Source organism: Paenibacillus sp. NMA1017, assembly GCF_058895805.1.
This window is the reverse complement of record NZ_JBZXYR010000016.1, coordinates 16,795-33,183: the sequence shown is the minus strand read 5'-3', so window position 1 is coordinate 33,183 and position 16,389 is coordinate 16,795. Positions and strand designations below refer to the sequence as shown.

Genomic DNA, 16,389 nt, shown 5'->3' with positions numbered 1-16,389 from the left:
GCATTCAGACAAATATATAACAAGGGCAAGGGAAGTCCTCAGCTTGTGGATTGAACTAACAGGAGGTTATGTACGATGAAACCGTTATTCAAAAGTGCTGGAATTCTAATGCTGGCAGGAGTGTTTGCGCTTAGCGGATGTTCGGGAAGCGGCGGTGAGTCAAAAGATCAGGTGGTAAATCCAGATCAGGATGCGAATTTTAATAAAACCGGTCTTCCGATAGTTAAAGAAGCGGTAACGTTAAAGATGGTATCCCCAAAAGCTGCTTTAGCGCCAGATTACTCAAAAATGGAAATATTTAAGCGGCTGGAAAAACAAACAAACGTAAAAATTGATTGGGAGAACATTCCAGACACTGACTTTGCAGAGAAGAAAAATTTGTTGTTGGCCAGCGGAGATTTGCCAGATGCCTTTTACGGAGCCGGATTCACAGATTACGAGCTAATCAATTACGGTAAAGACGGAACCATTATTCCGCTGGAGAATTTAATTGATAAATATGCGCCTAATTTGAAAGCGCTTCTCGATCGTCGACCGGACATTAAATTAGCTATCACAGCGCCAGATGGACACATCTACGGGCTGCCATCGTGGGAAGAGAACAACCTCGACATCAACCCCTTCTTTCACGTCATCAATAAAAATTGGCTCGATAAGCTGGGCCTGAAAGTACCTCAGACGCTAGATGAATACACGCAAGCTTTGATCGCCTTTAAAACGAAGGATCCGAACGGCAATGGTAAGGCCGATGAAATCCCAATAAGCTTTATGCACATGCAGTGGTGTAGCGACATTGCTGGCATATTCGGAGCTTTCGGTCTTCCGGATAATTTGGAACATCGGATCGTCCGCGAAGGCAAAGTGATCTTTACCGCTTCGCAACCTCAATATAAGGAAGCATTAAAATATATCCATGATAACTGGTATAAGCAGGGGCTGATTGACCCTGAATCGTTCACTCAGGATGCCGCTCAGTATTTAGCAAAAGGCAAAACACCAGATGAAACGCTCGGCTCCTACGTTTGGTGGGAAGTCGAAGAAGTTGTCGGAGCGGAGCGGAGTAAGGATTATGCTCTACTGCCCCCGCTTAAAGGCCCAAATGGAGATCAAATGATTGGCCGCAACAACGGCGGAGGACCGGGACGAGGTAGCTTCGTGATTACAAAGGAGAACCGTTATCCGGCAATGACGATGCGTTGGATCGATCAACAGTATGACCCTTACATGGCGGCTCAAATTCATTGGGGTCCGTTGGATGTCGTATTCAAGAAGGACGAAAAAGGAAAATTGGTGAACCTGCCGCTTCCCAAGGGAGTCTCCGCAGGTGAATTCCGTCAAAAAGTGGCTCCAGGCACAGGAAATCCGGGCGTCATTACTTTCGATGACTTCGGAAAAATTGTTGATATGGAACCCCGAGCTCAGAAGCGTGCTGAGTATTTGGAGAAATATTACACTCCATATATGAAAAAGGAAAACTATCCGAGCATCTTCTTTGAACCGGATGAACTAGATAAAATCAATCGGATTGAGCCTGAACTTATTAAATATGTAAATACCCAAAGAGGCAAGTTCATCGTCGATGGCGAGATAGACGAAAAGTGGGACAGCTATGTGAAGACACTCGAGAAGATGGGGCTGAACGAATTAATGGAGATCTATCAAAAAGGGCTGGACCGTTATAATGCAAATTTAAAAAATAAATAATCAAACGATAGGTGGGGAGAAAACTGTGCTTGATGTAATAACCATTGGGGAAGTATTGATAGATTTTACGCCATCAGGTCGTACAGCGGGAGGCAACGGGCAGTTTGAATGCAATCCTGGAGGGGCTCCGGCTAACGTAGCAGCTGCTCTATCCCGTTTAGGAGCTAGAGCGACGTTGATTAGCAAAGTTGGGGATGATCAATTCGGTTCCTTGCTGCACGATACCTTGATGAACGGCGGCATCGACGTGTCTTCGCTTTCGTTCACAGATGAAGCCAATACAACGCTGGCATTTGTCCATCTGGATGAAAACGGAGACCGATCGTTCAGCTTCTACCGGAAACCAGGAGCGGATACATACTTGCGCACGCAGGATGTCCCGTTCGATAGGATTGAAAACTGCCATGCACTGCACTTTGGTTCTTTGTCGATGACCCATGAGCCGGCCCGTACGGCAACAAGAGCGGCAGTTGTGAAGGCTAAAGAGGCAGGAGTCCTGCTTTCATTCGATCCGAATATCCGGTTTGCTTTATGGGAGAGTAAAGAGGAAGCGAAACAGAATATCCTTTGGGGCATGAAGTATGCCGACATCCTGAAAATATCGGAAGATGAGCTCCACTTTATAACGGGTACAACTGATGTGGAAAAAGGCTCGCTAGAGCTGCAACAGCAATTCGGCATCGCTGGGATCTTCGTAACTTTAGCGGAAAAAGGCTGCTATTACCGATTAGCGGGTCATGACGGATATGTGCCGGGTTTTCAAGTAGAGGCCATTGATACGACAGGAGCCGGCGACGCTTTTCTGGGCTGCTTGTTATATAAGATACTGAATGCTGGTATTTCTTTGAATCAGCTGACCAAACAGCAAATCATCAGCATGCTAACTTTTGCTAATGCTGGCGGTGCATTAGTAACAACACGGAAGGGAGCTCTTCAATCTATGCCGACGACGGATGAGATTAAACAGATGGTTGAAACAAATAAACAGCACGATGATGATAGATTAAGACCGGGTTTTCATTTTTCACCTCACTCCCATTGGTTGAATGATCCGAACGGATTAGTCTATTACGAGGGAGTCTACCATCTGTTTTATCAGCACCATCCTTATAGCAATCAATGGGGGCCAATGCACTGGGGGCATGCCGTAAGCCAAGACTTGGTTCATTGGGAGCATATGCCTATCGCTCTGTTCCCGGATGAGCATGGCGCTATTTTCTCCGGTTGCTGTGTGGTTGACTGGAATAATAGCAGCGGACTGTTCGATGGTTCCCATGGATTGATCGCGCTCTTCACTCATGCAGACACCTGTCCGGAAACCGGACAACCTCGCCAGCGGCAAAGCCTAGCTTATAGCAGCGATAAAGGCCAAACTTGGCACAAATATGAGGGGAATCCAATACTCGACGAGCAAGATCTGGTTGACTTCCGGGATCCCAAAGTGTTCTGGCATTCGCAAAGTGAGCGGTGGATTATGGCTCTCGTCGGGGGAGACCACGTTCGGTTTTATTGTTCGGAAAATCTGCGTGAATGGTCGTTGTCAGGCGAATTCGGAAAGAGTGAAGGCTCGCATGACGGAGTTTGGGAATGCCCTGATCTTTTTGAGTTGCCGGTTGATGACAGCGGACGTTCCAAATGGGTACTTATCGTAAGCATCGGGGATAATCCCAATTGTCCGGAAGGCTCACGCACACAATACTTTATCGGAGAGTTCGACGGAAAAACGTTCATCAATGACAATCCGGCCGATCATATCCTCTGGCTGGATTATGGCCGGGATAATTATGCGGGGGTCACTTGGTCGGATATAGCTGAGCAAGACGGACGGCGCGTGATCATCGGATGGATGAGCAACTGGAAATATGCCAACCAAACGCCAACCGGTGCCTGGAGAGGCGCAATGACTCTGCCTCGCGTCTTGTCATTAACCAGCCGAGACGAGGGTATAGTTCTGACCCAAATGCCTGTTCGGGAAATAGAGCGTCTGCGAAAAGGAACGCTCTGCTGGAATGAGGTCAAGGTTACGCCAGCGGTGCCGTTTACGCAAAAAATTGCTGATGTTCTGCTTAAGATTGAAGCGGATATCGACATTTGTTCCGGGGACGAGGTTTATATCAAAATGAAGTCCTCTGGGCAAAGTGAAACTATTATCGGATATGACCCTGTGCGCCAATGGCTATTCATTGACCGTTCGAAATCGGGCCTGACTGACTTCCACCCGTCGTTTGCGTGCAAGCACGGTGCTAGAATGGTTCCGGAGAATGGAAAGATCATGCTGCATATCTGGCTGGATCGCAACGCGGTTGAAGTGTACGCGAATGAGGGGTTGGTTGCACTGACGGATCAAATATTCCCTGATGCTCCGATGGATCGTATTGAGATAAGTGTGAAATCAGGGGAAGTTGTACTGAACTCGTTTCATATGCATGCCCTTAACTCCATTCATATTCCCAATGGCCCAACGGAGCAGACATCAAGGAGGGTTGAAGTATGAGCCTTACAACCGATAATCAGGGATTGATCATGTATTGGGCCTTCAATGAAGGAACCGGTACAAGCGCTCTGGAGAGCGTATCCCAAGTCCAGGATAATATCCAATACGTATTTAACCGAGCGGAATTTACTAAACCTTGCCCTCCATCATGGAGACAGGGGGTAATTGGAAATGGGCTCCTGTTCGATGGTTATTCGACTTACATTGCGCATTCGTTCGATGAGGGAAATCAGAACACCGAGCCAAAATATCGATCAGCGCTAAGCATAGGATTATGGGTAGCCCCTCGTTCCTATGAATGGGGTGATGATGGCAAATTGTCCGCCATTGTGAACCGCTACAACCTGGATCGCAAGCAGGGTTATCTGCTCGGCATGTTCCGTCACGGTTCCTGGTCCTTCCAAGTCGGGCTGGAAGGAGGGGGGTGGAAGGAACTTTGGTCGCCGGACGGCCATGAACTGCCCAAGAATGAATGGTCATACGTGAATGCTGTGTTCGATGGGAACGAAGGCGAAATCAAGCTGTATTTGAACGGCAGTGAAATTGCTTCGGCTGCCTTGCCTCGCGGTTCCCGCCTGGCTGAGGCGGCGGACACGGATCTTCTAATCGGCAAGAATAACCATAGTAGCCTGCTGGCAGAAGTGTTCAGTCTGCACATGTTTAGTGGTATCATCGATGAACTCAAGATTTATAATCAGGCACTGAGCGGGGAGGAAGTGGCTGCTTCTTATCGGTATGTGCTGAATACCTACCATGAAGGAGTCCGGCCGCAATTAAACTATGATGAGATCAAGCTCGACCGGAAGCCACTGCTCTTTGATCGACACAGACCGCTATATCATGTTAGCCCGCCGGCCCATTGGATGAACGAACCCCATGCACCGATCTATTTTGACGGGCAATATCATTTGTTCTATCAGCATAACCCGCAGGGTCCGTTCTTTCATCAGATCCATTGGGGACATTGGGTAAGTCAGGATTTGGTGCATTGGCGTGATCTACCCGTGGCCCTGGCGCCCGAAAAGGATCAGCTCGCACCGGACGGGATCTGGTCGGGAAGCGCAACCTATGATGCTGACGGCCTGCCTGTCTTGTTCTTTACGGCAGGTAATGACAGCGCTTCTCCGAATCAGAGCGTGGCGCTTGCCCGAAGCACCTATACCCTTGACGGAAACCCAGATCTGGTTCACTGGGTCAAACATCCAGAGCCGTTGATCGTACAGAAGAAGGGAATGGGCGCATTTGGGGATTTCCGGGATCCGTTCGTCTGGAAGGACGATGACGGCTGGTATGCTCTGGTCGGGTCCGGAACCGAAGGCGGAGCAGCACTGGCATTTGCATCACAGGATATGTTGAATTGGACGTATAAGGGGCCTTTTTTTGAAGCAGATATTCAGAAATTTCCTTACCTTGGCCCCATCTGGGAGCTCCCTGTTCTTCTTCCCCTTGGCAGTGACAAGCAGGGGGTGAACAAACATCTCCTGCTTGTCAGCCCTGTGGGGAAAGAGGCGGATGTCGAGGTGTTCTATTGGATCGGGCAACTTGACAAGCAAAATCTTTCGTTCATCCCCGATCAAGAAGAGCCTCAATTGATTGACGTCGGGGATTTTCATTTTACCGGGCCAAGCGGAATGGTTGATCCGAAGACCGGCAGAAATATCATCTTTACGATAGCACAAGGCGACCGGACGTCCGAGATGGAGTATAAGTCGGGCTGGGCTCATAACGGAGGCTTGCCGTTAAGTGTATATTTGAGGGATGACGGACGGCTGGGAATAGAGCCGATTCAGGAGCTTCAATCGCTGCGTGGCTCCAAGCGGCTATCGCTTCGGGATCAGTCATTGGCTGAAACTAATGTACGGCTCAGGGATGTACATGGCGACATGCTTGAGATTCAATTGGAATTGGAGCCCGGTAGCGCCAAAAAATTAGGAATCAAGGTTCGTTGTACGCCGGACGGTGAGGAAGAAACTCTGCTGTATTATGATTGGAATCAAGCGATGCTCATGGTCGACCGCTCGAAAACGACGCTGCATCCGGGAGAAAAGTGCAGAGGGGTTCAGGGCGGTAAGCTGGAGCTACTCGGGGAGAATCTGAAGCTTCACATTTATTTGGACCGCTCCATGGTTGAAACTTATGCAAACGGATTGAAAAGCCTGACAACCCGGGTGTACCCGAGCCGTATGGATGCTTTGGGGCTCAAGATTTGGGGAGATGGAGAACCATTTGTTAAATCCCTGGAAATATGGGATATGCAGTCCATTTGGTAAGACGATTGTTTAGGCGCTCCTTACAAATGGGGTCATACACAAATGATCAAGTAACTTTGCATCCCTGCGTTTGGAAACGTTTCATTCATATTCTCCCTTCTTCATGACTATTCAACTTTGTACAAGGAGAGCATTTCGAAATGAGGTATTGATGTTCGCAAGTATAACAAGTTTCGAAGGAGGCTCGAGAATGAGGAAAGCCAAAGGAAGAAAATGTTGGATATTGGGAATGGTTATATGGGCTATGGTTCTCCAGCTTGTTGTTCCGGGAATCTCTGGCGCATCCGAAAATAGAGCTGTTGCTGGAGAAACGCTCATTCCTAAGAATGATGTGAGATCATCGGTTACGGATGCGATTTATCAAATCAAGAATATTCCTAAGAATGACATGGGATTGTCAGTTACGGATTCAGTCTATCAAATCCGGAATCCTGGATTTGAAACAGGAGATTTGACGGGATGGACCGTTGTCAAAGGCGATGCGTTCGGTCCGAATAGCGTAACTGATGAAACGACTTGGTGGGCGGAAAAAATACCGTATAACCAGGAAGGAGCTTATCATTTAAACGGCTGGAAGTATGACGAATCTGCGACAGGTATACTTCATTCAAGCACTTTCGAGCTGGGCGGCAGCGGCTGGATCAGCTTCAGGCTTGGCGGTGCGAAGAACCCAGACAAGGTATTTATAAATATTGTGGAAGTCGATACGGGACAAGTTATTGCCCGATACGGAAATAGCGCATTCGCCGACGTTGGCTTCCCATATCCCGCGCTGGGCATGCGGCTTGCCAATATGGTGCAATACAAGGCGGATCTTTCCACATATTTGGGCAAGAAACTGTATGTGGAGGTCGTCGATAATGCAACCTCGGATTGGGGAGTCATTTTTGCGGACGCATTCTCCATGTACCATGAGTCGGAGCCAGCTGAAGGAATTGTTGCGACGGATATCAAGCCGGAATTCAAGCGCTATGAAATCGATAATCCAAGCTTTGAAACCGGAAATCTCGATGGCTGGACGGTTGAGGGAGATGCTTTTGAAGTGACTGATGAAGCTCATGCGAGCAAAGAAGGGAACTTCTATGCCAAATCCTCGGTGCAAGGAACGGGCTCCATCATCTCCAATACTTTCACGCTTCAGGGAACCGGAACAATTAACTTTACTATTTTGGATATCCTCAAACCAGAAAACGCATATGTTGCACTTTACGATGCGAACAGCAACACATTGCTTATGAAAACCGGGAATGTCAGCGCGAACGAGAAAATCTCATGGAAAGTGCAAGAACACTACAACAAAAAGCTCTATGTAAAGGTTGTCGATCATTCCAATGAAGCCAACATTGCCGTTGATAGTTTCCAAGCAAGTGGTAGGGGTACTATTTTCTACTTAAACCTTGATGAAGGCGCAGGAAAGAAAGCGTTGGAGAAAGTACACAATCTTAAGCACGATGTGAACTATGTATTTAACAACGCCAGGTATATGGCATCGAAGGATCCGAGATGGACTCCGCGCGGAATAAAAGGCGGCGCCTTATTGTTCGATGGATACTCGAATTATATTGAGGTCAATGCAAACGATACTGTGCCTGTAAGCGACGCGTTAACCATCGAAGCTTGGGTTGCACCGCGTAGCTATGAATGGGGAGACGGAAACAAGCTGTCTGCGATCGTAAACCAATCCGATCAGGATAAAGCGGAAGGCTTTTCTCTTGGAATGTATCGGCACGGTACATGGTCGATGCAAGTAGGCATTGGCGGCCAGTGGATTCAAGTATGGGTAAAGGATCACCCGTTGGAAAAATATAAGTGGAATTATGTGGCCGCTACTTTCAGTAAAGAAGATGGAAAGATTAAGTTATATCTAAACGGTGAGGAAGTGGCTTCCCAAGCAACCCCCGTCAACGTTCCGATCACACCATCTACCGAAAGCCTGATCATCGGTAAAAATAATAAACCTGTAGAGTTGGCAGGTTTGTTCTCCTTCAATATGTTCAGCGGACTCCTAGATGAAGTAAAGCTGCATAATAAAGCCCTTACGAACCAGGAGATACTTGCTGGATATGAGAGCGTGAAGGCGCTTCATGGAGGTTCGATTCCGAAAATTCCGAATGCGGACATTGATGAGGATCCAAGTGTGTTTGACGGAGATCAGCACCGTCCCCAGTACCACGTGATGGCTCCGCAAAACTGGATGAATGAAGCACATGCACCGATTTATTATAACGGCAAATACCATTTATTTTATCAACATAACCCGCAAGGTCCATTTTGGCATCAAATCCACTGGGGGCATTGGGTGAGTGACGATTTGGTGAACTGGGAAAATGTAAGACCTGCTCTTGCGCCCGAAGCGGGCACTCTAGATCCGGACGGCACGTGGTCAGGCAGTGCAGCGTATGATCGAAACGGCAATCCCGTTCTGTTCTATACCGCTGGCAACGACTCCTTGTCGCCGAACCAAAGAACAGGACTGGCAACTCCGGCGGATTTGTCCGATCCCTATTTGGAAAAATGGGTGAAATATCCTAAACCAGTAACGGAGCAGAACGGTAAGGGCATCCATAACGAGTTCCGCGATCCGTTTGTATGGTACGACAAAGAGGTGGACAAGTGGTATCAGTTAGTGACATCTGGTCTTCCAGACTTCAGCAGCGGCACAGCTTTGGTGTATGTATCCGACGATATGTACAATTGGGAATATAAGGGGCCATTATACGTTAGTGACAGAAGCCGTTATCCGGAGTTGGGTACGGTATGGGAGCTACCAGTGTTATTGCCTTTAGGCACGGATAGTACGGGCAAGCAAAAATATATTTTCATGATTAATCCCCATGAAAAGCCGGAGCATGTTCCTCCAACGAACGATGTGCAAAGAGATGTTGAGGTCTTTTACTGGATCGGGACCTGGGACCGGGATAACTTTAAATTTATTCCTGATCAGGAGGCACCCTCCAAAATGGATGTAGGTGATGGCTATTTAACCGCAGAAAGCGGTCAGGTCACACCAGACGGAAGAACGGTCGTATTCTCCATGGTGCAAAATGTAAGAACACCGCAAGCCGAATATCAATCCGGATGGGCTCATAATTTATCCTTGCCGGTTTCCCTAAGACTCGATAAGCATGATAAATTGCATATCGAACCGATTAAAGAACTGCAGAGCCTTCGAGGGAAAAAATGGGTTGATTTTTCGGACAAAGATTTGAAGAGCGCCAATCAATTGATCCAAAATGTCAAAGGCGACATGCTAGAGATTGTGATGGAGATTGATCCGCGTGAGGCCCAGAAATTCGGTCTCAAGGTGCGACGTTCGGAAAAAGGGCAAGAAGAGACGCTCATTTACTACGACAAGAAGAACGGGACGTTTAATGTGGATCGAACCAAGAGCAGCATTGATCCGGATGTGCGTGTGGACGGCATTCAAGGAGGATATGTAGATCTTGACGGAGAGAACCTGAGACTTCATGTCTTTCTCGATCGCTCGGTCGTTGAAGCTTTTGCAAATTACAAGAAAAAGCTGACAACTCGTGTCTATGTAGGCAGATTCGACTCCTTGGGCTTGCAGATCTGGGCCGATAGCGATATCACTGTCAAATCCATGCAAGTATGGGATATGAATGCCTTAACGGGTAAACCGGCTGCTCCGGTCTATGTACCCGATAACTGGGATAACTCCGTGTATACAAATATTACGGATCTGCCTAACCATGACTTTGCTACGGGCGACTTAACAGGGTGGATAACGGAAGGAGACGCCTTCCAGAATGTCCATGTGACCAATACCCAGTTCTTCTGGGACAACATTTACTTCAACCCGTCGCATAAAATTCCGGGCGGCTACCATTTGTGGGGCTTCAATGAGCAAGCCGGCGGCGACAGCTTAACCGGAGCGCTAAGATCTCAAAATTTCGTCCTTGGTGGGAACGGTAAGATCAACTTCCTTATCAGCGGTGGCCGGGATATAGACCATCTGTATGTTGCGCTGGTTCGGACGTCGGACGGCAAAGAATTATTTAAAGAGACAGCGACCAATTATGAAGAATATCAACGGAAGATTTGGGATGCGTCGGAATATATCGGCGAGGAGCTTTACATTAAGGTGGTTGACCACTCCAACGGCGGGTTTGGACATATTAACGTCGATGATTTCAACGTACCTGTTCAGGTAAAGACGAAGACCAACAACTGACCTTGTCATCCAGGACGCTCCGTGAGTCCTGCAGTCACTCCAAGCAAACCGAATAGTCAGAGCAGCTTGTCATTTGAAATGGCAAAGGAGAACGGCAGGTACTTGTAAAACGAAGCTGAATCAATTTATTTGGATGGGAGATAAAAATGTATTTAATTTAATGATTCGGTGTAGCAAATGACGTGCTTTATAACTCTGGGATTAAAATAAATAAACAATAAAAGCCTATAATCCCTTGGCGGAGCCAAGGGATTATAGCTTGGTGAGCGCACATTAATAAAGAAATAATGACTTCTAACTCTACATGAAACCTGATAATGTACCGCTTAGCACGTTTTTAAAGTCAGTTATTGCGATGCCGAATATTGATTTCAAGAACACGGAAGAGTCAGTGAAATTTAATTTCTTGTCTTTAAATGTCGTGCAAATGCTTTGCCCATCTTGTTGCTCTATCCATTACTTTAAGAGTTTTTTATAAAAGGCATTGTGGAGCAGTTAAGGAGTAGAAGATTTCCATACGGAGTTTGACATGAGGAGTGAGTAACCTTACGAAAATATTAATACAGCGCCATTCTATGATTTGGCGATTTCCTCCCAAAGTTCATTTAGGAGGAAATCGCCTGGTTTGTTTGAAGTGTTCCCAATCTGAGTAAGTCGGGTACTTAATCGAGCATGTTTATTCAATTCTGGTATCAAGTACTAATATCAAGTATTATAATTGTAGTCAATTAGGAAAAAAGCTGACATATCATTTTTAAAAAGGAGCTAAATTAATGAAATTTAATGATTTTCATATTGGACAAACCTTTAAAACAAAGTCCATGGAAATAACCAAAGAGGATATTATGACCTTTGCAGCCGAGTACGATCCGCAATATATGCATTTGGACGAAAGTAAAGCGAAAGAGGGAAGATTCAAGGGTATTATCGCTTCGGGGATTCAAACCTTGGCAGTGTCATTTAAACTTTGGATTGAAACGGGAAGTTATGGTGAAGATGTCATTGCCGGGACGGCATTCGATAATATCCGATTTATTAAACCCGTGTATCCTGGCGATGTATTACATAACATGGTTGAAGTAATCGAAGTCAAAGAAAAGAAAAACGAAACAGGACTGGTTACTGTGAAGTTCTCGACTTTCAATCTTAAAGAAGAACTCGTTTTTGAGGGGAATTTAACTGTCCTGGTCAAGAAGTAGGTTTTAATCGCTAGTTCCTTCATATCTCCAGGAAAACCATCGCCGTTAGCAGCAGCTATAAACGAAGATGGGGATATCCGCCAGTTACATGCAAATCGTGTTATCTTTATTCACAACTTTGCTGTTTATTATAATGAATACATACAACTACCTTAATGACAAGCAAATCAAGTTTACACAAATTGACCAATTATAAGGAGAATCTATCCAACGCCCTAAAATGAATTTAGATAATTTAGCCTTATTTAAATAATTTCATAAATAAAAATAATAAGCTACAGGGAAGTAAAAAATTAAGCACAGTTATTATTTCCAGAAGGCACTTAGAGAACAATGATGTGCCTAGACTAAAGAACCAATTAGGCCATTCCTCAATACAAACAACCATGATCTATACACATTTAACTGATGAGGAAATGAGGAAGGCAGTCAATAATATGGATAAATAATGTAAATCTTGTCAGAGAACAAAAGTACTTTATAACTACTTGAAATAATAATTTTATTCTGAAAATTTGACAACAAGTTTATACCTTTGCAAGAAGGATGATAACAATAATATGGATTTCAAAAATATTATTAGGCTTGTTCCAACAAAATTCATATAAGAAAGGGTTAAACTTGTTGTCATAATCTCTAATTCGGCAAACTTGTTGTCAATAACGGGATAAACTTGTTGTCACTGGACAAAATTATTGCAGAATTTGAAATCAATACTGCAGTGGAATTCGGATTCAAAGTGCGGAAGTCTTCCAATCAGGAAACTATTGTCGGCTACAATGTCTCGAATGGGGAGTTGTTCGTCGATCGGACGAAGTCGAGCACTATTGATTTTCACTCCGATTTCACAGCAAAACACAAGGCCCCTATGAAGCCAGAGTATGGTCGGATACAGTTGAGCATTTACGTAGATTGGTCAAGTGTTGAGGTCTTTGGCAATAGTGGGAAAACAATCATTTCAGATTTGATTTTCCCTGACTTGGAAGTAGAGATCTAGAACTCTATGCCATTGGTGGAGAAGTAAGGGTTGTGTCGCTTCAAATCAATGATCTGGTAAGTATTTGGGGAAATGAGACTGTCTAGACGTTAGTTATCGTTCTCATTCGAATTGAAATTATCTTAAGACTGAACTCGTTGAGCCATGACTTGATTCGAATTTCGTCCTCAAAACTAATTAGAGCAACTAGGTATTATCAGAACGAACTATTCCTATCTGGGAAGGAGTTCGTTTTTTCTTTCTAAGAGTTTATGTCAAATTCTTTCAGATTCAGCAGGTCATTGTTGGATGTGAATAACAACTTAAAAATACGGAATGTCGGCATGTATCAGTGAAGTCGGATAATTATCTATTTATCGCAGCACCAATCCGTCGTAAAGGCAATATCCAACGATTAACTCCAGATCAATTGAAAATCGGATTGAACGAGTCGAGGCAGCACTTATTCGATGACTTGCCGGGTGGTACTTTTTCTACCGTACACAGGATCTAAATATGAAAGAAGATGTAATGATGATAATATAGTATGATGTTCCGTGGTTGTTTAAGGAGGATTTATAATGGAGCGAGGATATTACGAAATCAATAGGATGGTCAAAAATTACCCGTTGAAAGTGGTGCCTCATGAACAAGTATTGCTTATGGGGGAATCAATGATTGCCAAGCATTGGCATAGAAGTATGGAAATCGTCTATGCCTTGGGTGGAGACATTACACTATGGGTCAACGGTGAAACCAAAGAACTGCATTCCGGCGATATTGAAATTATCCACGGAGGCTTTCCTCACGAGTATCAATACGGTGAGTCGAACCGAGGTTGCAGTATTCTGATTTCCCACAACTTTTTAAAAGAAATTTATGAAGAAATAGACGATATTCGTTTCGTTTTGCAAAAAGATCACTTATGGTATTCCCAATTGGGGATAGCTATTCATCGAATGCTGGAGATCTATACTAAACAGGATGAGTTTTATAATCTGCGCCTAAGAAGTGCCTTGTATGAATTGTTATATCTGCTGCTGACTCATTTCAAAGTAGAAAAAAATAAGGTTACAGAGGTCTTTTCGGAAAAGTATGCCGAGAGATATAAAAAAATCATCGACTATATCAATAAAAATTACAAGGAGAATTTAAGCTTGGAAGATGTTGCGGATGCTTTTGGATTTAGCAAGCCCCATTTCTCAAGAAGCTTTAAGAAGTATATGGGCATCGGTTACAAGAACTATTTAACAAGTGTCCGCCTGTATTATGCCAGAAAGCTTATTCTTAAAACGGATTTATCTATGCTAGAAATTTCCATAGAAACGGGATTTAGCGACGTTAAATCTATGATCCGGGAATTTAAGGAAGTGCATAAAACGACTCCTCTTCAATATAGACTTTTATCCAAAAAAGAGGGGACGACACATTAGTATACACATTAGTATATGATCCGAATATTATTGAAATCGTCTTCAAATCGAAGACGGTTTTTTTTGTATAGTGTTTTTCTTCTATTGAAAATATCAATTTTCGCCCAAAAATAAGCTAATCATTGGAAAGAAAGCACACAAAAAAGGGACTAAGATTAATAATGTAAGTTAGACAAACAGGGGGGAACAGGCAATGGCAAGCAAGTATGATGAATTAACGAAAATCATCATTCAAAATGTAGGCGGGAAAAGCAATGTTGATTCTTTAACGCACTGTGTGACACGACTTCGGTTTCAATTAAAGGATTCGAGTAAAGCAAACACTGAGGTGTTGAAGAATACAGATGGTGTTGTAACCGCTGTCGAGAGCGGTGGACAGTATCAAGTAGTTATCGGAACGCATGTGCCTGATGTATATAAAGTGGTTTCGAAAAGTCTTGGACTGACTGAACAGGTGGGACAAGAAAATGAGAAGGAACCCCGGAAAAAAATGAGTTTGTTTAATCGGTTTATCGACATGATTTCGGGAGTTTTTACCCCCATTCTGAGCATTCTGATTACGGGCGGGGTGCTAAAAGGGGTACTTGCGCTTCTCGTCGCGATCGGTATTTTAAGTTCGACAGACGGGACATACATTATTCTCCAGGCCACAGGAGATGCCATTTTTTACTTTTTCCCCATCTTCCTCGGACTTACGGCAGCCAGGAAGTTTAAAAGTAATGAATTTGTCGGAGTTGCCATCGGAGCAAGTATGCTTTACCCGACCCTTATTGCCGCTGCTGGTGGCGAAGCCATTTCCACGTTATTTGCCGGAACGGTATTGGAATCGAAAGTATTTCTGACCTTTTTGGGAATACCGGTCATATTACTCAACTACTCCTCTACTGTAATACCTGTACTTATTTCCGTATTTCTGGCGTCAAAAATAGAAAAATTCTTAAAAAAAATAGCACCGGAAGTTGTCAAAATGTTCTTCGTACCACTCTTTACACTTGGAATTACAATCCCATTGACGTTGATCGTCATCGGACCTATTTCAACATGGGCGTCCAATTTGGTCGGTGCGACTACTTTAGCTCTTAACGACATCAGCCCTATATTATATGGGATGTTTTTAGGTGGATTATGGCAGGTATTTGTAATGTTCGGCTTACATTGGGGATTGATTCCGATTGTAATTAACAATACGATGACGCTCGGTTATGATACTATTTTTGCGGCAACCTTTACAGCTTCATTTACCCAATCGGCAGTTGTTCTGGCGATCTACTTCAAAACGAAAGATAAAAAACTCAAATCTCTTTCACTCCCGGCATTTTTCTCTGGCTTGGTGGGGGTTTCCGAACCCGCTATTTACGGAATTACACTGCCACGTAAACGGCCGTTTATTATCAGCTGCATCGCCACAGGGGTAGCCGGTGCAGTATCCATGATGTTGGGAATTAAATTTTTCGTCCTGGGCGGTCTGGGTGTTTTCGGTTTTCCAAGCTTTATTGACCCTGAAACCAGTTCAATGCAGGGAGTTATTCGTCTGGCGTTTGTTACCATTGGAGCAATGGTCATTTCTTTTATTCTGGCCTATCTCTTGTTTAAGGATGAAAAAATACAAAATAACAATGAAATGGCTAACAGATCCGTTCCGGAACCGGAAACTTCTAAGAACCAAGAAGAACTTTCAAGTCCTCTAAAAGGTGAAGTTATTCCTTTAAGTCAAGTTGAGGATGAGGCCTTCTCAACAGAGTCACTGGGTAAAGGGATGGCTATTATCCCGACTGAGGGCAAATTATATGCTCCTGCAGATGCTGAAGTCATCAGTTTTTATCACACAGGACATGCGGTAGGCTTGGCCTTCGACAGCGGGATTGAATTGTTAATTCATGTGGGTCAAAACACAGTTAAGCTGAAAAATGGTGCTTTTTCTCCCAAGGTGAGCCAAGGAGATCGGGTGACCAAGGGGCAGCTGCTGCTGGAATTCGATATCGACAAAATCAAAGAAGCCGGGTATTCGACGGTTACGCCAATTATTGTAACCAATACTGCTAACTTTGCTGATGTCAAAGGTACAGCTCAAACCTCTGTTGATTATACGGATATACTACTTACTGTTCAAAAAGCGTAGAC

General features: G+C 44.6%; 8 protein-coding genes. All 8 read left to right on the top strand.

Annotated elements, in window-relative coordinates; genetic code table 11:
* Positions 1–75: 75 nt before the first annotated feature.
* The 8 genes from AC5ELV_RS24420 (at position 76) to AC5ELV_RS24385 (ending at position 16,387) form a co-directional block, all read left to right on the top strand.
* Entirely contained in the window at positions 76–1,704 is a 1,629-nt protein-coding gene (locus tag AC5ELV_RS24420) for an ABC transporter substrate-binding protein (RefSeq protein WP_493432230.1), read from the top strand.
* 25 nt (positions 1,705–1,729) lie between these two features.
* The gene (locus AC5ELV_RS24415) at positions 1,730–4,198 is read left to right on the top strand and encodes a PfkB family carbohydrate kinase (protein WP_493432229.1); all 2,469 of its coding nucleotides are present in this window, start codon (positions 1,730–1,732) and stop codon (positions 4,196–4,198) included.
* Entirely contained in the window at positions 4,195–6,468 is a 2,274-nt protein-coding gene (locus AC5ELV_RS24410; protein WP_493432228.1) for a GH32 C-terminal domain-containing protein, read from the top strand. The genes AC5ELV_RS24415 and AC5ELV_RS24410 overlap by 4 nt, the downstream gene beginning before the upstream one ends.
* Positions 6,469–6,658: 190 nt before the next feature.
* Entirely contained in the window at positions 6,659–10,660 is a 4,002-nt protein-coding gene (locus AC5ELV_RS24405; RefSeq protein WP_493432227.1) for a GH32 C-terminal domain-containing protein, read from the top strand.
* A gap of 773 nt (positions 10,661–11,433) precedes the next feature.
* On the top strand, positions 11,434–11,859 hold the full coding sequence (locus tag AC5ELV_RS24400; RefSeq protein WP_493432226.1) for a MaoC family dehydratase: 426 nt from the start codon (positions 11,434–11,436) through the stop codon (positions 11,857–11,859).
* A gap of 676 nt (positions 11,860–12,535) precedes the next feature.
* Positions 12,536–12,856 carry a glycoside hydrolase family 32 C-terminal domain-containing protein gene (locus AC5ELV_RS24395; protein WP_493432225.1) on the top strand — a complete coding sequence of 107 codons (321 nt, stop codon included), beginning with the start codon at positions 12,536–12,538 and terminating at the stop codon, positions 12,854–12,856.
* Positions 12,857–13,416: 560 nt separating this feature from the next.
* On the top strand, positions 13,417–14,268 hold the full coding sequence (locus AC5ELV_RS24390; RefSeq protein ID WP_322157993.1) for an AraC family transcriptional regulator: 852 nt from the start codon (positions 13,417–13,419) through the stop codon (positions 14,266–14,268).
* 193 nt (positions 14,269–14,461) lie between these two features.
* Positions 14,462–16,387 (top strand): beta-glucoside-specific PTS transporter subunit IIABC, encoded by a 1,926-nt coding sequence (locus tag AC5ELV_RS24385; protein ID WP_493432224.1) that lies wholly within the window; start codon positions 14,462–14,464, stop codon positions 16,385–16,387.
* The last annotated feature ends 2 nt before the right edge of the window (positions 16,388–16,389 follow it).